This window comes from Allobosea sp. FW305-C-101, from assembly GCF_058783685.1.
On the sequence record NZ_JBYSYT010000003.1, the window covers coordinates 411,145 to 433,079 of the forward strand.

The following is a 21,935-nucleotide window of genomic DNA, read 5'->3' on the forward strand; positions in this document are numbered from 1 at the left end:
CGGCCAGAGACCACCGTTGTCATTCCGGGGCGCGCCACAGGCGCGAACCCGGAACCCACGACTGGGTGAGACATCAGGTGTTCGGTTGGAAGCCGGCTCACCCGGTCCTGGGTTCCGGGTTCTTCGCTGCGCGAAGCCCCGGAATGACAAGGGTAGCGCTGGTCATGAGCGATCTAGCGGACGCAAGCCGCCCTACAGCTTGACGACCAGCCCATCGCGGATCGTGACCTGCCGGTCCATCTGGCGGGCGAGGTCGAGGTTATGCGTCGCGATCAGCGCCGCGAGTCCCGAGGCGCGCGCCAGCGCCATCAGCGTGCCGAAGACATGCTGCGCCGTCTGCGGGTCGAGATTGCCTGTAGGCTCGTCGGCCAGCAGCAGGCGCGGCCCGTTGGCGACGGCGCGGCCGATGGCGACGCGCTGCTGCTCACCGCCCGACAATTCGCCCGGCAGATGGTCGAGCCGCTCGCCGAGGCCGAGGAAGGTCAGAAGCTCCGATGCCCGCTCCTCCGCGAGGCCCCGCGAGAGGCCGCGGATGCGCTGGGGCAGCACGACATTCTCCAGCGCCGTGAACTCGGGCAGGAGATGATGGAACTGGTAGACGAAGCCGATCTCGGTGCGGCGCAGCCGCGTGCGGCCCTTGTCGTCGAGCTTGGTCGTGGCGAGCCCGCCGACGAAGACCTCGCCGGAATCGGGCTTCTCCAAGAGGCCAGCGACATGGAGCAGGGTCGACTTGCCGGTGCCGCTCGGCGCGACCAGGGCAACGACCTCGCCCGGCCAGAGCGCGAAATCGGCCTTGCGCAGCACTTCGAGCGGCGCGTCGCTCTGCGGGTAATAGCGCTCGACCTGGGAGAGGAAGAGCGCGGGCATTTCCTGTGCCATGTGCTCAGCCCATCCTCAGCGCTTCGACCGGATCGAGGCGCGCCGCCTTCCAGGCCGGATAGAGCGTCGCCAGGAGCGACAGGGTCAGCGCCATCAGCACCACGCTGGTGACTTCGCTCCAGTCGGTGACGGAGGGAATGTCGCTGAGGAAGCGCACGGTGGGGTCCCAGAGATTGGCCCCGGTGATCCAGTTCAGCGCCGCCATGATCGACTTGATATTCTTGGCAAAAACAACGCCGAGAGCCAGGCCCGCCAGCGTGCCAAAGACGCCGATCGCGGCTCCCGTGATCAGGAAGACGCGCAGCACCGTGCCGCGCGTGCAGCCCATGGTGCGCATGATGGCGATATCGGCGGTCTTGTCCTTCACCAGCATGATCAGGCCGGAGACGATGTTGAGCGCCGCGACCAGCACGATCAGGGTCAGGATGATGAACATCACGTTGCGCTCGACTTCCAGCGCATTGAAGAAGCTTCGATTCCTCTGGCGCCAGTCGGAAAGCACGAGCGGACGCGGCGCATCGGCCTCGATCGCGTCGCGGACGGCCTGGGTCCGGTCGGGATTGTCGACGAAGATCTCGATGACGTTCACGTCGCCATCGCGGTTGAAATAGGCCTGAGCCTCGCCGAGCGGCATATAGACGAAGGTGCCGTCGAATTCGGTCATGCCGATCTCGAAGATCGCCTTGACCGGATAGGCCTTGATGCGCGGCGCCGTGCCGAAGGGCGTCGAGGCCCCTTGCGGCGAGACCAGCGTCATCATGTCATTGACCTGGATGCCCAGCGCATTGGCGAGGCGGCGACCGATGGCGACGCCAGGCGTCCCGCCATCGAAGCCATCGAGCGTGCCGCCCTTGATGTTGCCGCCGATGAAGGGGATCGCCTTGATGTCGCTCTCGCGGATGCCGCGCACCAGCACACCGTTGTTGCCGGTCTGCGAGGACGCGAGCGCCTGCCCCTCGACCAGCGGGATGGCGAGCTTGATGCCGGGGATCTTGCTGAGCCTCGCCGCGACGCTGTCGTAATCGTCGAGCGGCCGGTCGATCGGGGTCGCGAAGATATGGCCGTTCACGCCGACGATCTTGCTCAGCAGCTCGATGCGGAAGCCGTTCATCACCGACATCACGATGATCAGCGTCGCGACGCCGAGCATGATGCCGAGGAAGGAGAAGCCGGCGATGACCGAGACGAAGCCCTCGCGGCGGCGCGTGCGCAGGTAGCGCCCGGCGAGCAGCCATTCGAAACCGGCGAAGGCCTTGGTTCCGGTCGGAATCTCGCCGGTCGGGATGTCGGCGCTGTCGGCGACGGCGCTCATGCGGCAGCTCCCATCCGATGCGTCTGCATGGCGGCGCCAGCCGTCACGCCGCCCGGCCCTTGAAGCGATCGAGCGCGGCCTCCAGCGAGACGAGTTCGCGCTCGCCGCCAGCGCGACGCTTGATCTCGACCTTGCCCTCGGCCAGCCCCTTCGGGCCGACGATGATCTGCCAGGGCACGCCGATCAGGTCGGCGGTGGCGAACTTGGCGCCCGGCCGGTCGTCGGTGTCATCGAGCACGGCGTCGTAGCCCTTGGCGAGCAGGTCCTTGTAGATGCGCTCGGCCGCGCCGTCCGTCGCCGCGTCGCCGGCCTTGAGGTTGATGACCGCGATGTCGAAGGGCGCGATCTCCTCGGGCCAGACGATGCCGGAATCGTCATGACCGGCCTCGATCAGCGCCGCGACGAGGCGGCTCGGCCCGATGCCGTAGGAGCCGCCATGCAGCAGCACGGGCTGGCCGTCCGGCCCGGCGACGGTCGCACCCATCGGCTCGGAATATTTCGTGCCGAAATAGAAGATATGGCCGACCTCGATGCCGCGCGCGGAGACGCGCTTGTCTTCAGGGACCGCCTCGAAGGCGGCCTTGTCGTGCATTTCCTCGGTCGCGGCGTAGAGGCTCGTCCACTTGTCGAAGACGCCCTGCAGGCCGGCGACGCTGTCGAAATCGGTGTCGGCGGCCGGCGTCTCGAAGTTCAGGTAGTCGCTGTGGCAGAAGACCTCGCTCTCGCCGGTCGAGGCGAGCACGATGAACTCGTGGCTGAGATCGCCGCCGATCGGGCCGGTATCGGCCTTCATCGGAATCGCCTTGAGGCCGAGCCGCGTGAAGGTGCGCAGATAGGCCGTGAACATGCGGTTATAGGCGTGGCGCGCCGTATCCTTGTCGAGATCGAAGGAATAGGCGTCCTTCATCAGGAACTCGCGGCCGCGCATCACGCCGAAACGCGGGCGGACCTCGTCCCGGAACTTCCACTGGATGTGGTAGAGGTTGAGCGGCAGGTCCTTGTAGGACTTGACGTAGGAACGGACGATCTCGGTGACCATCTCCTCGTTGGTCGGCCCGTACAGCATGTCGCGGTCATGCCGGTCCTTGATGCGCAGCATCTCCTTGCCATAGGCGTCGTAGCGCCCGCTCTCGCGCCAGAGATCGGCCGACTGGATGGTCGGCATCAGGATCTCGACGGCGCCCGAGCGATTCTGCTCCTCGCGGACGACGTTGCTGATCTTGTTCAGCACGCGCAGGCCCAGCGGCAGCCAGGAATAGATGCCCGCCGATTGCTGGCGGATCATGCCGGCGCGCAGCATCAGCCGGTGCGAGACGATCTCCGCTTCCTTGGGCGTATCGCGCAGAAGGGGCAGGAAATAGCGGGAAAGACGCATCGGAAAACCTGTCGGAGGGCCCTGCGCGCGGAATCGCGCCGGGTGATCGGAAAGCGAGTCGGCCTCGCTGAGAGACACCATCGCTCTCGGCAAAATGCAAACCAAAATCAGCAGGAAGCGGCGGAAGATGGCGAAGTTATGTGCCTTTCGCCGTGATCGCGCCGTCAGCCCTTGGCGAAGCGCGTCTTCAGCGCAGCGAACACCGGGGCCGGCACGAAGGGCGAGACATCGCCGCCCATCGCCGCGATCTGGCGCACCAGCGTCGCGGTTATGTAGCGCACGCCGGGCGAGGCCGGCAGGAAGACGGTCTGCACATCCGGCGCCATCGTGCCGTTCATCCCGGCCATCTGCATCTCGTAGTCGAGATCGCTGCCGTCGCGCAGGCCGCGGATGATGATCGAGGCCCCTGCCCGGCGCGCCGCGTCCACCGCGAGATCGTCGAAGGTCACGACATCGAGCGCCGCGCCTTTGGCCGCGAGCAACGGCCCGGCGACGGCGCGCAGCAATTCGGCGCGGATATCGACGGAGAGCAGCGGGGTTTTGCCGGGATGGACCCCGATCGCCAGGACGAGCCTGTCGCAGAGGCCGGCGGCCGCCGCGATGACGTCGGCATGGCCGTTGGTCACAGGGTCGAAGGAGCCGGTGTAGAAAGCAATGCGTGCCATAGGGCCAGCGTTAGCGGCTGGACCGGGAGACGACAAGTCTTCTCAGGGGCTTGGCGGTCTCAGCTCAGCGGCACCAGCGCGGCGAGCGCTGCGGCGCTGCCGATGATGATCGAGACGAGAACCATGAGGGACGCCGTAGCGGAAGCGCGGCGGGAGCTGGCGAAGGACAGGCGGGTATCCATGAAGATAACCTCGGCGAATCGCGGTTGATCCGGTTTCCCTTGGGTGATGGCCAGCGGGGGCCGTCCCAAGGCAAGATTTTGACGAAACGGTGACATCGGCCGCTTGTTCCGGCTTTCGATTGCCTTTTCAGGCCTCCCCGGCCTAAACGGGCGCGCCATGCTGACGATCAACGACATCACCTACCGCCTCGGCGAGCGCCTGCTGCTCGACCATACCGGCGCCGCCATCCCTGACGGCGCGCGCGTCGGCTTCGTCGGCCGCAACGGCACGGGCAAGACCACGCTGTTCAAGATCATCACCGGCGATCTCGGCACCGAGAGCGGCAATATCAGCCTGCCGAAGGGCCGGCGCATCGGCGGCGTCGCGCAGGAAGCGCCGGGCGGCCCGGAGACGCTGATCGAGGTCGTGCTCGCGGCCGATACCGAGCGCACCGCCCTGATGACGGAAGCGGAGACCGCGACCGATCCGCACCGCATCGCCGAGATCGGCACGCGGCTCGCCGATATCGGCGCGCACTCCGCCCCGGCGCGCGCCGCGATGGTGCTGCACGGGCTCGGCTTCAACGAGGAGGCGCAGCAGCGCCCCTGCTCCGATTTCTCGGGCGGCTGGCGCATGCGCGTCGCGCTCGCGGCCGTGCTGTTCTCCGAGCCCGACCTGCTGCTGCTCGACGAGCCGACCAACTATCTCGACCTCGAAGGCACGCTCTGGCTCTACGACTATCTGGAGCGCTATCCGCATACGGTGATCGTCATCAGCCACGATCGCGAACTGCTCGACACCTCGGTCGACCACATCATGCATCTCGACCAGGGCAAGCTGACGCTCTATCGCGGCGGCTATTCCTCCTTCGAGAAGCAGCGCGCCGAGAAGCAGATGCAGCTCGCCCGCGCCAAGGAGAAGCAGGACGCCGAGCGCAAGCATCTCCAGTCCTTCGTGGACCGCTTCAAGGCCAAGGCGACGAAGGCCCGGCAGGCGCAGTCGCGCGTCAAGCGACTGGAGAAGATGCAGACGATCGCCGCGATCGTCGACCGCGACGTGCAGCCCTTCTCCTTCCCCGGGCCGGAAAAGCCGCTCTCGCCGCCGATGATCGTGCTGGAAGATGCCAGCGCCGGCTATGGCGAGCGCAAGGTTTTATCGCGGCTCAACCTGTCGCTGGCGCCGGACGACCGCATTGCGCTCCTCGGCTCGAACGGCAACGGCAAGTCGACCTTCTGCAAGCTGATCGGCGGGCGGCTCGATGCCATGTCCGGCGAGATGAAGAAGTCGAGCAAGCTGGAGACGGCCTATTTCGCCCAGCACCAGCTCGACGAACTGCGTATCGAAGACACGCCGGTCGGCCATCTGCGCGACCTGATGCCGGACGCGCCCGAAGCCAAGGTCCGCTCCAAGGCGGCGCAGATCGGCTTCCCCGCGAACAAGGCGGATACGCCGGTGAAGCTGCTCTCCGGCGGCGAGAAGGCGCGTCTGATGCTCGGCCTCGCGACCTTCCACGGGCCGCATCTGCTCATCCTCGACGAGCCGACCAACCATCTCGACATCGACAGCCGCACCGCGCTGGTCAACGCGATCAACGACTATCCCGGCGCCGTCATCCTCGTCAGCCACGACCGCTTCCTGATCGAGGCCTGCGCCGACCGGCTCTGGCTCGTCGGCGGCGGCACGGTGAAGAATTTCGACGGCGACATGGACGATTACCGCACCTATGTGCTGGGCGCCGCCAAGGCCGAGAAACGCGGCAAGGCGGCGCCTGAGGCCAACGCCAAACCCAAGGCCGACGAGCGCAAGGAAGCCGCGACGAAGCGCGCCGCGCAGGGGCCGCTCAGGCAGAAGCTCAACCTCGCCGAGGCGCGCATCGCCAAGCTGACGGGCCTGATCGAGAAGGTCGATGCTGCGCTCGCCAACGGCGCTTTCGCCCGCGACCCCGACAAGGCTGTTCAGATCTCGCGCCAGCGCGCGGAACTGTCGGAGGCGCTGGCGGCCGCCGAGGAAGAATGGCTGCTGCTCGGCGAGGAGCTGGAGAACGCTTGAGGCGTCAGGCCTACCGTATACGGCGCTGTCGCGGCTGGCCGCCTACTGTCGCGGGACGCAGGCGCCGAGCCTCAGCATCGTGCCGGCCGGGCAGGTATGCGCGCCGGTGGGCTGCGAAATCGGCCGTACGGATTCGCAGCAGGCACCGCGGACGACATAGCCGCTCGGGCAGCCGCCTGACATATCCATGCGGTCCTTGCCGTCTCGTGTCGGGCGGCACGAGCCTGCTGCGAGCGCACCATCGGCGGCACCCAGGGCGATCGCGACCAGCGCGGTAGCGAGAGCGAATCTGATCATAAGCGGTAACCTACGACGGCGGCGGGGCGTCGGCCACTCGTCTCGGTTTGCGATGGCTTGCTTGTCGAGCGGCTACCGGCGAGCGGCGCTTCTGCCAGCAACGCACCCGTGATTCTAGCTGGCCGGATCGTACATGAACTCGCGGAGCTCCTGCGAGCAGCGGCAAGCCCGCGCGAGCTTCGCCGCCCATTTCACGGCCTCCTCGCGCGTCGGCAGCTCCAGCACCGCGAAGCCGCCATTGAGGCGGCTGCCCGGATAGATATCCTCGGACACCGATCCATCGGCAGCGACGAGCACGGGGGCGACCGGCTCGTTGATCCCGCCGCCGAAGACATAGATGCCGGCCGCCTTGGCCTCCTCGATCACGGCGTGGGAATCGACGGAGGCAGCGGCCAGCTGCTCGCCCGTGACCACCATCGCCTCGCTTGGAAAGGAGATCAGGTATTTCGTCATGCCGCGATGATGCGCAGCCGTTTCGATGGAAACAAGCGCAGTCGGTGGCTCAGCCGTTCGCCAATCGCGCCTTCTCGCACGATCCTGACAAGGGTTGGCAGTTGTCGCGCCGGCAAAGGCGCTGGGCCGCTACGGAGAAGGAGTGGCTGCTGGTGAAGAGCTTAGAGCGCCTGAACAGCGTCCGCGGCGGCAGTCTCAGCCCTTGCCGCCCTTCATCGCGAGCGCGATCAGCTCATTGGCGAAATCGACCAGTTCCTTGGGGATGCCGCCGACAGCCTGCACGCCGAGATAGATCAGATAGATGAAGGCCGGCACCAGGATCCAGCCCAGCACCTCCTCGAAGATCTTGCGGCGGCGGCGGCGCCGGTCCCGCTTCTCGAACCAGCCGAGCTTTTCCTTCTTCGGGCGCGCCGGCGCAGCGGGCGCCACCGGCGCCTCCTGAAGCACCTCGCCGCTATCGGCGGCGAGGCTCGCGGTCTTTCGCTTGAACAACACGTTCTCAGGCCTTCGTCAGCGGGACCTTCGGCACGGTGCGGACGCCCTTGGCCGAGGCCTTCGGCGCGCCACCCGTCTCATCCGGAGTTCCGCCACCTTTAGGCGCTCGCCGCGGCGGAGTCTTGGCCGTTTTGCCGGCAGCCGCAGCTTTCGCGCGCGGCTTCGGCACCCGCTTGGCGGTCGCGGCCTCGACATCCTTCTCCGGCTTGGGCTTGGCCGGCCCGTCCGGGAATTCGAGGCCGAGCACCTTGATGCCGGTCTCGGACTGAACGACGACGACCTTGACCGCGCCGCCGTTCTTCAGGCGCCCGAACAGCACCTCGTCGGCAAGCGGCGTCTTGATAGTCTGCTGGATGAGCCGCGCCATCGGGCGAGCGCCCATCGCCTCGTCATAGCCGTTCTCGACCAGCCATTCGCGCGCCTCGTCCGAGAGTTCGATCGTGACGTTGCGGTCGGCGAGCTGGGCTTCGAGCTGGAGCACGAACTTGTCGACGACGCGGGCGACCACCGTCTTCGGCAGATGGCCGAAGGAGATGACCGAATCGAGCCGGTTGCGGAATTCCGGCGCGAACAGCTTGTTGATCGCCTCGGTATCGTCGCCCTCGCGCTTGGTCCGGGTGAAGCCATAGGCGTTGCGGGCCATGTCGGCGGCGCCGGCATTGGTGGTCATGATCAGGATGACGTTCCTGAAATCGACCTGCTTGCCGTTATTGTCGGTCAGCTTGCCGTGGTCCATCACCTGCAGGAGGATGTTGAACAGGTCGGGATGGGCCTTCTCGATCTCGTCGAGCAGCAGCACGCTATGCGGATGCTGGTCGATCTGGTCGGTCAGCAACCCGCCCTGGTCGAAGCCGACATAGCCGGGAGGCGCGCCGATCAATCGCGAGACGGTGTGGCGCTCCATATATTCGGACATGTCGAAGCGGATCAGCTCGACCCCGAGCGAGGAGGCGAGCTGGCGCGCGACCTCGGTCTTGCCGACGCCGGTCGGGCCGGCGAAGAGATAGCAGCCGATCGGCTTCTCGCCGTCGCGCAGCCCCGCGCGGGCGAGCTTGATCGAGGAGGACAAAGCCTCGATCGCCTTCTCCTGCCCGTAGACCGTGCGCTTCAGCGTCGTCTCGAGATTGCGCAGCACCTCGGCATCGTCCTTGGAGACGGTCTTGGCCGGGATGCGCGCCATGGTCGCGATCGCCGCCTCGATCTCCTTCACGCCGATCGTCTTCTTGCGCTTCGACTCGGTCACCAGCATCTGCGAGGCGCCGGTCTCGTCGATCACGTCGATCGCCTTGTCCGGCAGCTTGCGGTCATGGATGTAGCGGGCCGAGAGCTCCACCGCCGCCTTGATGGCGTCGTTGGTGTAGCGCAGCTTGTGGAACTCCTCGAAATAGGGCTTCAGCCCCTTCAGGATCTCGATCGTATCCGGCACCGACGGCTCGTTGACGTCGATCTTCTGGAAGCGGCGCACCAGCGCCCGGTCCTTCTCGAAATACTGGCGGTATTCCTTGTAGGTGGTCGAGCCGATGCAGCGCAGCGAGCCCGAGGCCAGCGCCGGCTTCAGCAGGTTCGAGGCATCCATCGCGCCGCCCGAGGTCGCACCGGCGCCGATCACCGTGTGAATCTCGTCGATGAACATGATCGCCTTCGGGTGCTGCTCGATCTCCTTCATCACCTGCTTGAGGCGTTCCTCGAAATCGCCGCGATAGCGCGTGCCGGCGAGCAGCGTGCCCATGTCGAGCGAGAAGACGGTCGCGTCCTCCAGCACCTCGGGCACCTCGCCGCGCGTGATCTTGAGGGCAAGGCCCTCGGCGATCGCGGTCTTGCCGACGCCGGGATCGCCGACCAGCAGCGGATTGTTCTTCTGGCGGCGGCACAGGATCTGGATCGTGCGCTGCACCTCGGCCTCGCGGCCGATCAGCGGATCGATGCGCCCGTCCCTCGCCTTGCGGTTGAGGTTGACGCAGTAAGCGTCGAGCGCACTTTCCTTTTTCTTCTTGTCCTTATCCTCGGCCTGGCCCTGCTCGGAGCGCTGCTCGCGCTGCGGCTCGCCCTCCTCCTCGGAACCGCGCACGGGCCGGCTCTCGCTGGCGCCGGGGCGCTTGGCGATGCCATGGCTGATATAGTTGACCGCGTCGTAGCGGGTCATGTCCTGCTCCTGCAGGAAATACGCGGCGTGGCTCTCGCGCTCGGCGAACATCGCGACGAGCACATTGGCGCCGGTCACCTCCTCGCGGCCCGAGGACTGGACATGTATAACCGCGCGCTGGATGACGCGCTGGAAGCCGGCGGTCGGCTTGGAATCGTCACGGCCATCGGTGACGAGATTGGTCAGTTCCGCGTCGATATAGTCGACGAGATTGCGCCTGAGCAGGTCGAGATCGACGCTGCAGGCGCGCATCACCGCGGCCGCATCCTGGTCATCGACCAGCGCGAGCAGCAGGTGCTCAAGGGTGGCGTATTCGTGACGGCGCTCATTGGCGAGGGCCAGAGCCCGGTGAAGCGCCTGTTCGAGACTGCGCGAGAAACTCGGCAAGGGGCGCGCTCCTATCTGATTTCCAAATGGACTATCGAACCCAAGGCTACTTTTTCTCCATCACGCATTGCAGCGGATGCATGTGCTTGCGCGCCAGATCCATGACGAGCGTAACCTTGGTCTCGGCGACTTCGTAGGTAAAGACGCCGCATTCGCCGACGCCGTTCTGATGCACATGCATCATGATCTGCGTGGCCTCGGAGCGGTCCTTGTTGAAGAACCGCTCCAGAACGTGAACGACGAACTCCATCGGGGTGTAGTCGTCGTTGAGCAGCAGGACGCGATAGAGATTGGGCTTGCGCGTCCGCGTCCGGGTGAGGACGGCGGTGCCGCTGCCCTCGCGCCCATTGCCTTCGCGCCCGCCGCCATCGTTCGGCGGCTGGCCGCGCTTGGGACGATCGGCCATGATCAGCCCATCGCCGGCCCGCGCCGGACGCCCTGCCTGCCTTGCCTTGTCCTGGCCTGACTGCATCATTTCCGTCCGCGCCGTATCCACATCCGATCCTGCATCGCCAATCGAGATAGTGCTTCGCTTGCGAATTTACAGACCTCGCTCCCGCTTCGCCAGCCCGTTCGCAAGCGAGCCCCATCTATAAGCTCACCGCAGGGCTGCCCTGACTTGACCCGGCCGTACCGGCGGACTTAAGCCCGGCAGCCCGCTGGACAAGGACGCCGCCATGACTCCCAACGCCATCGTGACCATCGGCGAGAATCTCGCCCGCCCCGTGCGCTTCGGCAATGCGCTGCCGTTCGCCCTGATCGCCGGCCCCTGCCAGATGGAAAGCCGCAACCACGCGCTCGAATGCGCGCTGGCGCTCAAGCAAATTGCGGAGGAGCTGAATATCGGCCTCGTCTTCAAGGCTTCCTTCGACAAGGCCAACCGCACCAGCGTCAAGGGCGCCCGCGGCATCGGCATGAAGGCGGCCCTGCCCGTCTATGCCGAGATTCGCGAGCGCACCGGCCTGCCGGTCCTGACCGACGTGCACGAGGTCGACCAATGCGCGACCGTGGCGGAAATCGTCGACATCCTCCAGATTCCGGCCTTCCTCTGCCGCCAGACCGACCTGCTCGTCGCCGCCGCGAAGACCGGCCGCGTCGTCAACGTCAAGAAGGGCCAGTTCCTCGCGCCCTGGGACATGGTCAATGTCGCCGCCAAGGTGACCGAGAGCGGCAACCCGAACGTGATGCTGACCGAGCGCGGCGCCTCCTTCGGCTACAACACGCTGGTCTCCGACATGCGTGCCCTGCCGACCATGGCCGAGATCGGCGCGCCCGTGATCTTCGACGCCACCCATTCGGTGCAACAGCCCGGCGGCAAGGGCGCCTCGACCGGCGGCCAGCGCGAATTCGTGCCGGTGCTGTCGCGCGCGGCGGTCGCCGTCGGCGTCGCCGGCCTCTTCATCGAGACCCATCCCGATCCCGACAAGGCGCCCTCGGACGGCCCCAACATGGTGCCGCTTTCCGAGTTCAAGGGCCTGATCGCCGAATTGCAGGGCTTCGACCGCCTCGCCAAGTCGCGGACGGCCCCGGCGGCGCTCGCCTATGTCTGAACCCGCCAAGGCCCCCGGCGACAATCTGGGGGCCCTGATCCCGGTCCTCGGGCTCTGCGGTTTCGCCTCGACCTTCACCATGCGGCTGATCGATCCGCTGGTGCCAACCTTGGCCGGCGAGTTCGGCCAAAGCGTCCACCAGATTGCCTTCCTGGTGACCGCCTTCGCCAGTTGCTACGCGCTCGGCCAGCCCTTCCTCGGCCCGATCGCCGACTCGGTCGGCAAGCTGCGCAGCATCGCCACCTGCCTCGCGGCTTTGTGCATTCTCTCGATCCTTGCCGCCTTCGCGACGGATTTCTGGATGCTGCTCGTGCTGCGCGCGCTCGGCGGCGTCATGGCCGGCGGCATCATCCCGGCCGCGATGGCCGCGATCGGCGACCGCGCCCCGATGGCCGAGCGGCAGATCATGCTCGGCCGCTTCCTCGTCATCATGATCATCGGCCAGATGGCGGGCGCGACCTTCTCAGGGCTCGTCGCCGACCATATCGGCTGGCGCGCCGTGCTGGTCATTGCCGGGCTTCTCGCGGCGGGCGGCGCCCTGCTGGTGCGGCTCGTGCTCAAGCCCCGGCCGGATGCGGCCCGCCCGCCCTTAAGCCTCGCCGGCGCGATCACGAGCTACAAGGCGGTCTTCGCCAACCCGCGCAGCAAGCTGCTCTATCTGCTCGTCATGATCGAAGGCGCCTTCGTCTTCGGATTGCAGCCCTTCATCGCCGCGATCCTGCACGAGCGCTCCGGCGTCGGCGCCTCCGAGGCCGGGCTCGCCATCGGCGCCATGGGGCTCGGCGGGCTCGTCTACGGCCTCCTCACCCGCATCCTCGTCGAGCGCGTCGGCCCGCGCCAGATGATGCGCTATGGCGGGCTCGCCGTGGCGCTGAGCTATTTTGCCTTCATCATTCCTGGCCCGTGGTGGAGCGCGATCGGCATCTTCCTGGTGACCGGCTTCGGTTTCTTCCTGATGCACGGCACTTTCCAGGCCCAGGCGACGGAACTGGCGCCGACGGCACGCGGCTCGGCCATGGCGCTGTTCGCCTGCTTCTTCTTCATGGGCCATGCGACCGGACCGCTGATCATGGGCGCGCTCTTGCATCTGCTCGGCCCGCAGCTGGCGCTGGTCGTCTTCGGCATCACCATCGGCACGCTGGGTATCGTGACCCCGCGCGTGCTCCCTCCATTGGGCACGCGGACCTGAGGCGCAGGCCGCAGGTCGAAGGCGTCATTCTCGGGGCTTGACCCGAGAATCTCGATCGGGAGATGCCCGGGTCAAGCCCGGGCATGACGCAGAACGTCAAGCGAGAACGATAAGACTCACCGCCCGCGATAGGGCGCGACGCCCTGGTCCGGCAGCCAGAGGCCCTTCGGCGGCTCGCCCGTCTGCCAGAACACGTCGATCGGAATGCCGCCGCGCGGATACCAGTAGCCGCCGATGCGGAACCATTCCGGCTCCAGCAGATCGACCAGCGTCTTGCCGATCGAGACGGTGCAATCTTCGTGGAAGGCGCCGTGATTGCGGAACGAGCCGAGATAGAGCTTCAGCGACTTCGACTCGACCAGCCATTGCCCCGGCAGGTAGTCGATGACGAGGATGCCGAAATCGGGCTGGCCGGTGACCGGGCAGATCGAGGTGAATTCCGGGCAGGTGAAACGGGCGAGATAGTTCGTGCCGGCATGCGGATTGGGCACGCGGTCGAGCCGCGCCTCCTCCGGCGAGGCGGGCAAGGCGCTGCTCTGGCCGAGCTGCAAGGTCGAGGCGTCGATGGTCATGTGGGATGCTCCTGCATTTGGCCGGCGTTCTAGAGCATCTCCGGCCGGTCTGGGAACTGCCACCGGCGCCGCGCCGCTTGAGCTGGCGGAAAGAGGCTGGCCCGGCGCACCGCAAGCCGGAACAAACGGCCTCCAATTAAATATAAAACAACAACTTGAGACAACACTCAAATTTTAAGCAATTAACTTCGGTAGTTTTCTTAAATATTTCTCGATCTTCCACACGCTTGTTTGCGTGATCGAGCGGTACGCTCTACTTCGATTTCGCGAAATCGGAAGCGTAGACCGAACTATATGATCATTGCCGGCATATTATTCCTGATCGGCCTTTTGATCGGCCTGTCCCATGGCTATCCGGCAATCATTCTCGCCAGCGCCGCGGTCACGCTCGTCGTCTTTCCGGCGTGGATTTTCCGCGGCGAGTTAAGCCTCTTCGTCGTCCTCGTCTGGATCGGCTATCTCTTCGCGCTGCAGGCCGGTTTCATGCTCGGCAGCTATCTCGGCCTGCCCGACGAGCCGGAAGACCTACCAGAACCAGACCGGCCGCCCCGCGACGAGGCAAAGCCCCGCCCACCACAGGACGGTCAGACCGGACCAGAACAGGACAGAGGTGAGTGAAGGCCGGCGGCGGTTAGGCATGGTCTGGAACATGATCGTTTCCCGATGGGACGAAGCGTCTCGATGCCCCGGACAATCCGCAAGCCCCGCGCCATCGAACCGCTGCCGTAGCGTCGCGAACCGCCGATTGAGGCTTTCCCCGCGGCAGGCTCTTGGCTAGAAGCGCCCTATCCATCCCGCCCCGCCTCTTCCGGAGCCTGCCATGACCGCGATCATCGACATCATCGGACGCCAGATCCTCGATTCCCGCGGCAACCCGACGGTCGAGGTCGATGTCGTGCTGGAAGACGGCTCGATGGGCCGCGCCGCTGTCCCTTCAGGCGCCTCGACCGGCGCGCATGAGGCGGTGGAGCTGCGCGACGGCGACAAGTCGCGCTATCTCGGCAAGGGCGTGCTCAAGGCGGTCGAGGCGGTGAACGTCGCCATCGCCGAAGCGATTGTCGCCATGGACGCCGAGGACCAGACCGCGATCGACCAGACCATGATCGAGCTCGACGGCACCCCCAACAAGTCGAAGCTCGGCGCCAACGCCATCCTCGGCGTCTCGCTCGCCGTCGCCAAGGCCGCCGCCGAGGCGTCGGGCCTGCCGCTCTACCGCTATGTCGGTGGCACCTCGGCCCGCGTCCTGCCCGTGCCGATGATGAACATCGTCAATGGCGGCGCCCATGCCGACAACCCGATCGACTTCCAGGAATTCATGGTCATGCCGATCGGCGCGACCTCCTTCGCCGAAGGCCTGCGCATGGGCGCGGAGATCTTCCACACCCTGAAGAAGAAGCTGCACGACGCCGGCCACAACACCAATGTCGGCGACGAGGGCGGCTTCGCCCCGAACATCAAGTCGGCCGAGGCCGCGCTCGACTTCGTCATGCAGGCGATCGAGACCGCCGGCTACAAGCCGGGTGAGGACGTCGCGCTGGCGCTCGACTGCGCCGCGACCGAATTCTTCAAGGACGGTTCCTACGTCTACGAGGGCGAGCGCAAGACGCGCGATCCGAAGGCCCAGGCCAAGTATCTCGCCAAGCTCGTCGGCAACTACCCGATCGTCTCGATCGAGGACGGCATGGCCGAGGATGACTGGGAGGGCTGGAAGGCGCTGACCGATCTCGTCGGCTCGAAGTGCCAGCTCGTCGGCGACGATCTCTTCGTCACCAACGTCACCCGCCTGTCGCAGGGCATCAAGACGAAGACGGCGAACTCGATCCTGGTCAAGGTCAACCAGATCGGCTCGCTGACCGAGACGCTCGCCGCCGTCGAGATGGCGCAGCGCGCCGGCTATACCGCCGTGATGTCGCATCGCTCGGGCGAGACCGAGGATTCGACCATCGCCGACCTCGCCGTCGCGACGAATTGCGGGCAGATCAAGACCGGCTCTCTCGCCCGCTCGGACCGGACCGCGAAGTACAACCAGCTCCTGCGCATCGAGGAAGAGCTGGGCGCGCAGGCCGTCTATGCCGGCCGCAACGCGCTGAAGGCTCTGGCCTGATCGAAAGCCTTCAAGCTGCCGCGCTCACCAGCGCGGCAGCAGGCCGTTCGCCTGCGTCAGGGTCCATGACCCTGCCGCCTGCACGCTCCCGGCCGCGCCGGATACGACATCGACGACCTTCATCGCCGGCGCCACAACGTACTGCCGCAGGGATGAATCGCCGGCCTCGCCGCCCGATGCTTCCGCCCGGTCCACGGTGACCATCGCCATTGGCGGCAAGATCACAAGCGGCGCTCCCGGCCCCTGCCCCTTCTTCTCGGACAGCGCCACCAGACGGCGCGGCGGCAGCGCGGCGGCGCTGGCTGCAGCCGGCGCCTTCGCTTGAGCAACAATTGCCCGCGGCGAGGTCCAGTCACCCGGCTCGGGCCAGGCGAGCGCCATCGGCATCACCAGCGCGGCTGGCGTCAGCAGACGCTCCTCCGAGAAACCGTCCTCGCTCCCTGATGCAAACTCCGCCAGCCGATCCGTGAGCTTGCCGTCGCGCAGCAAGGTCAAGCTCGGCGCCTTGGCGCGATCGGGCGCCGCATCGGACATGAGCGTCGGCACCATCACGAGCAAGGCCGTCGCCGTGGCGACGCCCAACGTGAGCAGGAGGTCGCTCCCCAATCGGGCCGCCATCGTGGTTGGGGCGGGAAAATCAGAATCTGTCGGCATCGGTCGCGCTCCGCATTGCTGCGCCCCTTGCATGTTGCATCGCAAGGAAGCCGTGGCCTCTGGGCGCCAGCGGGGCCGAAACGGGGCGCAAATACGGTCTGCCGCCATACGCGCGGACGCCATGCGTACTGCCCCGTAACGGCTCGGACGATGCGGCGTTAGAGAAGGGAGATGGACCAGATCACCCCGGCCGCGATGCTCGAGACCGATGCGAGGGTGCGCCGCCGCAAACGCCTCGCGGCGCTCGGCATGCTGCTGGCCGTTCTGATCTACGGCTCGAACTTCGTCATCAGCCGCCATGCCGTCCTGAACGGGCTGACCCAGCATGACCTGATGGTGCTGCGCTTCGCCACTGCCGGCCTGCTGCTCTTGCCGATCTTCCTGCGGCCCGGCCTGGCCTCCTGCGGCGGCGTCGGCTGGAAGCGCGGCCTCTGGCTGACGCTGAGCAGCGGCTTCCCGATGACCTATCTGATGCTGACCGGCCTGACGATGGCGCCCGCCGCCCATGGCGCCACGATCGGACCAGGTACGGTGACGCTGATCGGCATCATCGGCTCGGTCGTGATGTTCGGCGCGGCCCTGACCGGCCGGCTCATGATCGGCGTCGCGGGCGTGCTCGCCGGCCTGATCTGCCTTGGCATCGCCGGCAGCGCCGGCGCGAACGCCATGACGCTGCGCGGCGATCTCTGCTTCCTCGGCGTCGGCCTGCTCTGGGGCTTCTATCCCCTGATGATCCAGCGCTGGCAGATCGACGGCCTGAAGGCGACGGCGATCGTCTCGGTCCTGTCGCTGGTCTATCTGCCGATCTATTTCCTGTTCTATTTCCGCGGCTTCGACGTCGCGCCCTGGTGGGTGCTGGCGCTGCACGGCTTCAATCAGGGCGTGCTCAACGTCATCGTCGGGCTCTGGGTCTGGGGCTGGGCCGCCCATGTGCTGGGGCCGTCCGTGGTCGGGCGCTTTCCCCCGCTGATCCCGGTCACCGGCACGCTGCTCGCGATCCCCGCGCTGGGCGAGATTCCGTCCTCGCTCCAGCTCGCCGGTATCGTGCTGATCATCGGCGGCCTGTTCGTGGCGTCATGGCGCCGCCCGGCGCGCCAGCCCGAGCAGGATCAGGTTCCACAGAACCGCGATGGCGAGGCCGAGCCCCAGCGCCGTCCATGAGCCCCAGGGCACGGCGGCGAGATGCACCGCCGCCAGCCCCAGGCCGGCGCCGAGCAGGCCGAGCGCGCTGCTGCCGATGACGGCCGCCGCGGCCGGCCCGCCAGCCCGCAGGTGCAGGATGATGATCAGGCTCGACAGGATGATAGGCAGGCCGGCGAGGATGCCGGACCATTGCGGCCCGACGCGCTCGCTGAGGCCGGTCACGAGGCCGACCAGCGCCGCGACGCAGGCCGCGCGGATCGGGATGGCATAGCGCGAGATTCCGGCCGGCGGCTTGGCACGCACCTTGAGATAGGGCCGCACGAGCACATGCACGACCGACAGGGCGAGCACCGTCAGCACCGTGAGCGGCACGACCGACAGGGCCATGCTGCGCAAAAGCAGCAGGAGCACCGTCCAGATCGCCAACGCCCCTCCGAGGGAGACGACCACCCCATGGCGCTGTGCGAGCAGGACATAGCTCAGCACGAAGCTGGCATGGGTGGCATTGGCGTTCATCGTGCCGAGCGCGGCGCCCGCGATGAAGTCCGGGCCATGGTCGAGCGCCAGGAAGACGAGGACCGGCCCGAGCGAGATCGGCAGGGTCGCGATCATCGCCGCCATCAATGGCCCGGCCCGCTCGGCCAGCATCGAGCAGCTCACGACCACCGAGGCCGCGAGCGCCATCTTGAGAGGCAGCAGGGCGAGGCCCGTGCTCAAGCCGGCTCGCCCTTTTCCCAGCCTTCGCGGGTCTCGGCGATGAAGTCGTCGAGCCGTCCGGCGGCGATCGCGGCGCGCAGGCCCGCCATCAGGTCCTGGTAATAGGCGAGGTTCACCCAGGTCAGCAGCATCTTGCCGAGCATCTCCTCGGCCTTAACGAGATGGTGCAGATAGGCGCGCGACCAGCTATTGGCGGCCGGGCAGGAGGATTGCGCGTCGACCGGGCGCGGGTCCTCGGCATGCTTGGCGTTCTTGAGGTTCATCCGGCCGAAGCGCGTGAAGATCTGGCCGTGGCGGCCGGCCCGCGTCGGCATCACGCAATCGAACATGTCGATGCCGCGCGCCACCGATTTCACGATGTCGTCGGGCGTGCCGACACCCATCAGGTAACGCGGCTTCTCCTGCGGCAGATGCGGCTCGACCGTCTCGATCATCGCCAGCATGACGTCCTGCGGCTCCCCGACGGCCAGCCCACCAACGGCATAGCCCTTCAGGTCCATCGCGGCGAGTTCGCGCGCGCTCTCGACGCGCAGATGCGGCACGTCCCCGCCCTGCACGATGCCGAAAAGCGCCCGCCCCGGATGGTCGCCGAACGCCACCTTGCAGCGCTCGGCCCAGCGCAGCGACAGGCGCATCGCCTTCTCCGCGACCTTCTCCTCGCAGGGCAGCGCCACGCATTCGTCGAGCTGCATCACGATATCGGAGCCGAGCAGGTTCTGGATCTCGACGGAGCGCTCGGGCGTCAGGACATGCTTCGAGCCGTCGATATGGGAGCGGAAGGTCACGCCCTCCTCGGTCAGCTTGCGGAGATTGGCGAGCGACATCACTTGAAAGCCGCCGGAATCGGTGAGGATCGGGTGCGGCCAGTTCATGAACTTGTGCAGGCCGCCGAGCTTCGCGACGCGCTCGGCGCCCGGCCGCAGCATCAGGTGATAGGTGTTGCCGAGCACGACATCGGCGCCGAGCGCCCTCACCTGCTCGGGATACATGCCCTTGACGGTCGCGGCGGTGCCGACCGGCATGAAGGCCGGCGTGCGGATGACGCCGCGCGGCATGCTGATCGCGCCGGTGCGCGCGGCGCCATCGCGGGCCGCGACCTTGAAGGTGAATGCGGGTGTGGCAGCGATCTCGGGCTGCGTGGCTTGGGGCTGTGCGGTCATGGCCTGCGAGGTAGAACAGCGCGCCGGTTTAGGGAAGAGACCCGCGCGCCGGATGGCCGTTCCGCCCCGTCATGCGCGGGCTTCAGCCCTTCGCGACCGCCGCCTCGTAGATATCCGGCTTGAAGCCGACGATCGTCTTGCCTTGGCCGAGATCGAGAACCGGCCGCTTGATCATCGAGGGCTGCGCCAGCATCAGCGCGATCGCCTTCCCGGCATCGAGCCCCTGCTTCTCGGCATCGGGCAGCGCGCGAAAGGTCGTGCCGGCGCGGTTCAGCACCGTCTCCCAGCCGTGCTCCTTGACCCAGCGCTCCAGCGAGGCCCTGTCGATCCCGCTTGCCTTGTAGTCGTGGAAAGCGACGGCGACGCCATGGCTATCCAGCCAGACGCGCGCCTTCTTCATCGTGTCGCAATTCTTGATGCCGTAGATGGTGATCGTCATGCCGTCGTCCGAACCCCGTGAAGCCGCACGGCATCCGCTGCCCGGCTGTCATCACGGTTCGCCGGCCGGGCGGCAGACAGGCATGACAGGGCGGGCGGCAGCGCCGGATACAGGCAGGGATTAGCATGGATACCGCTTCAGCCTCCGAGCCAAAAATGCCGGATAGCCCGGCTTTTCCCCATCGGCGCTGGAAGAACCATCCCGTCCCCGGCGTCGACTTTCCCGATGCCACGACCTTCACCAGCGATCCCCGCTGGATGCGGACGGCTTGCGACGCTCTCTCGGCCGGTCTCGACAAGGAGATAGACCTCCTCGCCGGCATCGATATCGGCGGCTTGGGCTTCGCCGGCGCGCTGGCGCTGCGCAACGGCCTCGGCTTCATCGATATCCGCAAGGTCGGCTCGATCCGCGCCGATGTCGTCCGCAGCCTCGCCGCCAATTACGAGCTCGGCAATGGCATCGCCCTGTCGAAAGGCCAGGCGCTGGAAGGGCGCGAGGTCGCGATCATCGACGACTGCTTGATGACCGGCGGCACGGCGCTGGCGACGGCGCAGCTACTCCGCCGGCTGGGCGCACGCTGCACGCATGCGCTCTTCGTCTTCGAGCTCGAAGGCCTCGGCGGCCGCGAGCGGCTGGCGCAGGGCGGCATCGCCGTGCACACCCTGCAGAAGCTGCCTCCCGCCCAACCCGAGTAGCCCCTCGGGCTGGACCAGAGCCGTGGCCGGCGCTCAGGCCGGGCGCTTCGGGCTGTCGAGGCCGCGCTGCACGGCCGGGCGCGACAGGCAGCGCTCCAGCCAGATCGGCACATGGGTCAGCTTGGCGTAATCGACGAGCCCACCGGCGTCATAGAAGCCAACGAGGTTGCGCACCCAGCCGAGGATCGCGATATCGGCGATGCTGTAGTCGTCGCCCATGATCCAGCTGTGGCTCGCAAGCCGGCTCTCCAGCACGCCGAGCAGGCGCTTGCTCTCGCTGGCATAGCGGTCGCGCGGGCGCTTGTCCTCGTATTCGCGGCCGGCGAACTTATGGAAGAAGCCGAGCTGGCCGAACATCGGGCCGATCGCCGCCATCTGGAAGAACACCCACTGGATCGTCTCGTAGCGGGCGGCTGGGTCCTTCGGCAGGAGCTTGCCGGTCTTCTCGGCGAGATAGAGCAGGATCGCGCCGGATTCCCACAGGCCGAACGGTTTTCCGTCCGGGCCGTTGGGATCGATGATCGCCGGGATCTTGCCATTGGGGTTCAGCGACAGGAATTCCGGCCCCCAGGTCTCGTTCTTGCCGATATCGATGAGATGCGGCTCGTAGGGGAGTTCCAGCTCCTCCAGCGCGATCGAGACCTTCACGCCGTTCGGCGTCGGCAGCGAATAGAGCTGGATGCGGTCGGGATGCGCCGCAGGCCAGCGCTTGGTGATCGGAAAGGCAGAGAGATCGGCCATGAAAGGCTCCGTCTGAATCGGATGAGGCTTCGGCCGGGAACGATAGAGCCGGCCGCGCCCAAAGCAACGGCGCGGGGGCCCGATTGCCGCAAACCGGCCTTGCGCTGCTGCATGGAGTTCAGCCGAGCGGCCAGGAGCCGAGAATCTGATACGGCCTGCGATCGATGCTCTCGATCAGGACGAATTCGCGCACCTGCCAGCGCAGCTCCGGCAGATCGATCGGCTCCCGGCGCCTGCGGTCGTAGAACAGCGTCACATGCGGCTGGAAGCTCGACCCATCGACCTTGAGTCCAGTGCGCCGCAACGCGTCGAGGAGTGTGCCGGACAAGCCGTTAGCCCCCGGCAAGTTCTCTCCTGTCATTAGCGAAAATGCGTAGTTCGGCGGCTTTCCGAAGCTCGCAGCCTGGTCGAACTTCACCGCGAAGGATGTCCTCCGGATCGCCTCCGCGACCATACGCGCCATCGCGATGCTCTGCCCGAACGGCCCGTCGGGGGCCGCGATGCCCCGCAAGGTCACATGATACTTTTCAGGTCCGCGTAACTCGCCGGAGATGGAAAGCCGCGCGCTCAACTCACCGGCCAATTGGTGGATTCGCAGCTTCGCCTCCGCATCCGGAAGGAGCGCGAAGAAATAACGGGGCGGGCGGCGGCCTTCTCGTGGCCGGAACTCTCGCCCACCTTCGAGGTCGAGAACGAGCTGCATATCGCACTTTAGAACAAAACAGGAACTTAATAAGCTACAATCCGCCCGGCG

At 66.7% G+C, this 21,935-nt stretch carries 24 protein-coding genes; 7 read left to right on the forward strand and 17 right to left on the reverse strand.

Annotation, left to right across the window (positions count from 1 at the left end; all coding sequences use genetic code 11):
* Positions 1 to 192 precede the first annotated feature (192 nt).
* The 5 genes from AC3WMA_RS16660 to AC3WMA_RS16680 form a co-directional block, all read right to left on the reverse strand.
* Positions 193 to 879: an ABC transporter ATP-binding protein gene (locus tag AC3WMA_RS16660; RefSeq protein ID WP_492286484.1), complete on the reverse strand. Its 687-nt coding sequence runs from the start codon at positions 877 to 879 to the stop codon at positions 193 to 195.
* Between the two features lie 4 nt (positions 880 to 883).
* Entirely contained in the window at positions 884 to 2,191 is a 1,308-nt protein-coding gene (locus tag AC3WMA_RS16665) for a lipoprotein-releasing ABC transporter permease subunit (RefSeq protein ID WP_492286485.1), read from the reverse strand.
* 43 nt (positions 2,192 to 2,234) lie between these two features.
* Positions 2,235 to 3,566, reverse strand: a complete 1,332-nt coding sequence (gene proS, locus AC3WMA_RS16670; RefSeq protein WP_492286486.1) for a proline--tRNA ligase — start codon at positions 3,564 to 3,566, stop codon at positions 2,235 to 2,237.
* A gap of 164 nt (positions 3,567 to 3,730) precedes the next feature.
* Complete coding sequence (coaD, locus tag AC3WMA_RS16675) at positions 3,731 to 4,231, reverse strand: pantetheine-phosphate adenylyltransferase (RefSeq protein WP_492286487.1); 501 nt, start codon at positions 4,229 to 4,231, stop codon at positions 3,731 to 3,733.
* A 59-nt stretch (positions 4,232 to 4,290) separates the two neighbouring features.
* The gene (locus AC3WMA_RS16680) at positions 4,291 to 4,590 is read right to left on the reverse strand and encodes a hypothetical protein (RefSeq protein WP_492286488.1); all 300 of its coding nucleotides are present in this window, start codon (positions 4,588 to 4,590) and stop codon (positions 4,291 to 4,293) included.
* On the opposite strand from AC3WMA_RS16680, the gene AC3WMA_RS16685 reads away from it, so the two are divergent.
* Positions 4,571 to 6,442, forward strand: coding sequence for an ABC-F family ATP-binding cassette domain-containing protein (locus AC3WMA_RS16685; RefSeq protein ID WP_492286489.1), 1,872 nt, complete (start codon positions 4,571 to 4,573; stop codon positions 6,440 to 6,442). The two genes, AC3WMA_RS16680 and AC3WMA_RS16685, sit on opposite strands and share 20 nt — an antisense overlap.
* 42 nt (positions 6,443 to 6,484) lie before the next feature.
* Here AC3WMA_RS16685 and AC3WMA_RS16690 read toward each other — a convergent pair whose 3' ends face one another.
* The 5 genes from AC3WMA_RS16690 to clpS form a co-directional block, all read right to left on the reverse strand.
* Positions 6,485 to 6,739, reverse strand: a complete 255-nt coding sequence (locus AC3WMA_RS16690) for a hypothetical protein (protein ID WP_492286490.1) — start codon at positions 6,737 to 6,739, stop codon at positions 6,485 to 6,487.
* Positions 6,740 to 6,853: 114 nt separating this feature from the next.
* Positions 6,854 to 7,192: a YciI family protein gene (locus tag AC3WMA_RS16695; protein ID WP_492286491.1), complete on the reverse strand. Its 339-nt coding sequence runs from the start codon at positions 7,190 to 7,192 to the stop codon at positions 6,854 to 6,856.
* A gap of 195 nt (positions 7,193 to 7,387) precedes the next feature.
* Positions 7,388 to 7,684 carry a hypothetical protein gene (locus tag AC3WMA_RS16700; RefSeq protein ID WP_492286492.1) on the reverse strand — a complete coding sequence of 99 codons (297 nt, stop codon included), beginning with the start codon at positions 7,682 to 7,684 and terminating at the stop codon, positions 7,388 to 7,390.
* 7 nt (positions 7,685 to 7,691) lie between these two features.
* Positions 7,692 to 10,217, reverse strand: coding sequence for an ATP-dependent Clp protease ATP-binding subunit ClpA (gene clpA / locus AC3WMA_RS16705; protein ID WP_492286493.1), 2,526 nt, complete (start codon positions 10,215 to 10,217; stop codon positions 7,692 to 7,694).
* Between the two features lie 46 nt (positions 10,218 to 10,263).
* Positions 10,264 to 10,629, reverse strand: a complete 366-nt coding sequence (gene clpS, locus AC3WMA_RS16710; RefSeq protein WP_492286620.1) for an ATP-dependent Clp protease adapter ClpS — start codon at positions 10,627 to 10,629, stop codon at positions 10,264 to 10,266.
* Positions 10,630 to 10,894: 265 nt separating this feature from the next.
* Between clpS and kdsA the strand changes: the two genes are divergently transcribed.
* Together kdsA and AC3WMA_RS16720 are read left to right on the forward strand one after the other, a co-directional pair.
* Positions 10,895 to 11,767: a 3-deoxy-8-phosphooctulonate synthase gene (gene kdsA / locus AC3WMA_RS16715; RefSeq protein ID WP_492286494.1), complete on the forward strand. Its 873-nt coding sequence runs from the start codon at positions 10,895 to 10,897 to the stop codon at positions 11,765 to 11,767.
* Positions 11,760 to 12,956: an MFS transporter gene (locus AC3WMA_RS16720; protein WP_492286495.1), complete on the forward strand. Its 1,197-nt coding sequence runs from the start codon at positions 11,760 to 11,762 to the stop codon at positions 12,954 to 12,956. The genes kdsA and AC3WMA_RS16720 overlap by 8 nt, the downstream gene beginning before the upstream one ends.
* 116 nt (positions 12,957 to 13,072) lie before the next feature.
* Here the strand turns inward: AC3WMA_RS16720 and queF are convergent, their stop codons facing one another.
* A complete protein-coding gene (gene queF / locus AC3WMA_RS16725) occupies positions 13,073 to 13,528 on the reverse strand; it encodes a preQ(1) synthase (protein WP_293808740.1) in 456 nt (151 codons plus the stop codon).
* 294 nt (positions 13,529 to 13,822) lie between these two features.
* Between queF and AC3WMA_RS16730 the strand changes: the two genes are divergently transcribed.
* Positions 13,823 to 14,146 (forward strand): hypothetical protein, encoded by a 324-nt coding sequence (locus AC3WMA_RS16730; RefSeq protein ID WP_492286496.1) that lies wholly within the window; start codon positions 13,823 to 13,825, stop codon positions 14,144 to 14,146.
* A gap of 202 nt (positions 14,147 to 14,348) precedes the next feature.
* The gene (gene eno / locus AC3WMA_RS16735) at positions 14,349 to 15,632 is read left to right on the forward strand and encodes a phosphopyruvate hydratase (RefSeq protein WP_492286497.1); all 1,284 of its coding nucleotides are present in this window, start codon (positions 14,349 to 14,351) and stop codon (positions 15,630 to 15,632) included.
* Positions 15,633 to 15,656: 24 nt separating this feature from the next.
* Here eno and AC3WMA_RS16740 read toward each other — a convergent pair whose 3' ends face one another.
* Positions 15,657 to 16,286, reverse strand: a complete 630-nt coding sequence (locus AC3WMA_RS16740) for a hypothetical protein (protein ID WP_492286498.1) — start codon at positions 16,284 to 16,286, stop codon at positions 15,657 to 15,659.
* A 171-nt stretch (positions 16,287 to 16,457) separates the two neighbouring features.
* Between AC3WMA_RS16740 and AC3WMA_RS16745 the strand changes: the two genes are divergently transcribed.
* A complete protein-coding gene (locus AC3WMA_RS16745; RefSeq protein WP_492286499.1) occupies positions 16,458 to 17,447 on the forward strand; it encodes a DMT family transporter in 990 nt (329 codons plus the stop codon).
* Here the strand turns inward: AC3WMA_RS16745 and AC3WMA_RS16750 are convergent.
* From AC3WMA_RS16750 to AC3WMA_RS16760, 3 genes are all read right to left on the reverse strand, one after another.
* Positions 17,361 to 18,146, reverse strand: a complete 786-nt coding sequence (locus AC3WMA_RS16750) for a hypothetical protein (RefSeq protein ID WP_492286500.1) — start codon at positions 18,144 to 18,146, stop codon at positions 17,361 to 17,363. The genes AC3WMA_RS16745 and AC3WMA_RS16750 overlap by 87 nt on opposite strands.
* Positions 18,143 to 19,306 (reverse strand): tRNA guanosine(34) transglycosylase Tgt, encoded by a 1,164-nt coding sequence (gene tgt / locus AC3WMA_RS16755; protein ID WP_492286501.1) that lies wholly within the window; start codon positions 19,304 to 19,306, stop codon positions 18,143 to 18,145. The genes AC3WMA_RS16750 and tgt overlap by 4 nt, the downstream gene beginning before the upstream one ends.
* An 82-nt stretch (positions 19,307 to 19,388) precedes the next feature.
* The gene (locus AC3WMA_RS16760; protein WP_492286502.1) at positions 19,389 to 19,745 is read right to left on the reverse strand and encodes an ArsC family reductase; all 357 of its coding nucleotides are present in this window, start codon (positions 19,743 to 19,745) and stop codon (positions 19,389 to 19,391) included.
* Between the two features lie 155 nt (positions 19,746 to 19,900).
* On the opposite strand from AC3WMA_RS16760, the gene AC3WMA_RS16765 reads away from it, so the two are divergent.
* Entirely contained in the window at positions 19,901 to 20,440 is a 540-nt protein-coding gene (locus AC3WMA_RS16765) for a phosphoribosyltransferase family protein (RefSeq protein WP_492286503.1), read from the forward strand.
* Between the two features lie 33 nt (positions 20,441 to 20,473).
* Here the strand turns inward: AC3WMA_RS16765 and AC3WMA_RS16770 are convergent, their stop codons facing one another.
* Positions 20,474 to 21,181 carry a glutathione S-transferase N-terminal domain-containing protein gene (locus AC3WMA_RS16770; RefSeq protein ID WP_492286504.1) on the reverse strand — a complete coding sequence of 236 codons (708 nt, stop codon included), beginning with the start codon at positions 21,179 to 21,181 and terminating at the stop codon, positions 20,474 to 20,476.
* A 118-nt stretch (positions 21,182 to 21,299) separates the two neighbouring features.
* Positions 21,300 to 21,884 carry a 2'-5' RNA ligase family protein gene (locus AC3WMA_RS16775; protein WP_492286505.1) on the reverse strand — a complete coding sequence of 195 codons (585 nt, stop codon included), beginning with the start codon at positions 21,882 to 21,884 and terminating at the stop codon, positions 21,300 to 21,302.
* Positions 21,885 to 21,935 lie beyond the last annotated feature (51 nt).

Excerpts from the sequence above, each read along its gene's own strand:
- AC3WMA_RS16660 (WP_492286484.1), bottom strand. The coding sequence starts at position 879 with ATGGCACAGGAAATGCCCGCGCTCTTCCTCTCCCAGGTCGAGCGCTAT.
- AC3WMA_RS16665 (WP_492286485.1), bottom strand. The coding sequence starts at position 2,191 with ATGAGCGCCGTCGCCGACAGCGCCGACATCCCGACCGGCGAGATTCCG.
- proS (WP_492286486.1), bottom strand. The coding sequence starts at position 3,566 with ATGCGTCTTTCCCGCTATTTCCTGCCCCTTCTGCGCGATACGCCCAAG.
- coaD (WP_492286487.1), bottom strand. The coding sequence starts at position 4,231 with ATGGCACGCATTGCTTTCTACACCGGCTCCTTCGACCCTGTGACCAAC.
- AC3WMA_RS16685 (WP_492286489.1), top strand. The coding sequence starts at position 4,571 with ATGCTGACGATCAACGACATCACCTACCGCCTCGGCGAGCGCCTGCTG.
- AC3WMA_RS16680 (WP_492286488.1), bottom strand. The coding sequence starts at position 4,590 with ATGTCGTTGATCGTCAGCATGGCGCGCCCGTTTAGGCCGGGGAGGCCT.
- AC3WMA_RS16690 (WP_492286490.1), bottom strand. The coding sequence starts at position 6,739 with ATGATCAGATTCGCTCTCGCTACCGCGCTGGTCGCGATCGCCCTGGGT.
- AC3WMA_RS16695 (WP_492286491.1), bottom strand. The coding sequence starts at position 7,192 with ATGACGAAATACCTGATCTCCTTTCCAAGCGAGGCGATGGTGGTCACG.
- kdsA (WP_492286494.1), top strand. The coding sequence starts at position 10,895 with ATGACTCCCAACGCCATCGTGACCATCGGCGAGAATCTCGCCCGCCCC.
- AC3WMA_RS16720 (WP_492286495.1), top strand. The coding sequence starts at position 11,760 with ATGTCTGAACCCGCCAAGGCCCCCGGCGACAATCTGGGGGCCCTGATC.
- queF (WP_293808740.1), bottom strand. The coding sequence starts at position 13,528 with ATGACCATCGACGCCTCGACCTTGCAGCTCGGCCAGAGCAGCGCCTTG.
- AC3WMA_RS16730 (WP_492286496.1), top strand. The coding sequence starts at position 13,823 with ATGATCATTGCCGGCATATTATTCCTGATCGGCCTTTTGATCGGCCTG.
- eno (WP_492286497.1), top strand. The coding sequence starts at position 14,349 with ATGACCGCGATCATCGACATCATCGGACGCCAGATCCTCGATTCCCGC.
- AC3WMA_RS16740 (WP_492286498.1), bottom strand. The coding sequence starts at position 16,286 with ATGCCGACAGATTCTGATTTTCCCGCCCCAACCACGATGGCGGCCCGA.
- AC3WMA_RS16745 (WP_492286499.1), top strand. The coding sequence starts at position 16,458 with ATGGACCAGATCACCCCGGCCGCGATGCTCGAGACCGATGCGAGGGTG.
- tgt (WP_492286501.1), bottom strand. The coding sequence starts at position 19,306 with ATGACCGCACAGCCCCAAGCCACGCAGCCCGAGATCGCTGCCACACCC.
- AC3WMA_RS16760 (WP_492286502.1), bottom strand. The coding sequence starts at position 19,745 with ATGACGATCACCATCTACGGCATCAAGAATTGCGACACGATGAAGAAG.
- AC3WMA_RS16765 (WP_492286503.1), top strand. The coding sequence starts at position 19,901 with ATGCCGGATAGCCCGGCTTTTCCCCATCGGCGCTGGAAGAACCATCCC.
- AC3WMA_RS16770 (WP_492286504.1), bottom strand. The coding sequence starts at position 21,181 with ATGGCCGATCTCTCTGCCTTTCCGATCACCAAGCGCTGGCCTGCGGCG.
- AC3WMA_RS16775 (WP_492286505.1), bottom strand. The coding sequence starts at position 21,884 with ATGCAGCTCGTTCTCGACCTCGAAGGTGGGCGAGAGTTCCGGCCACGA.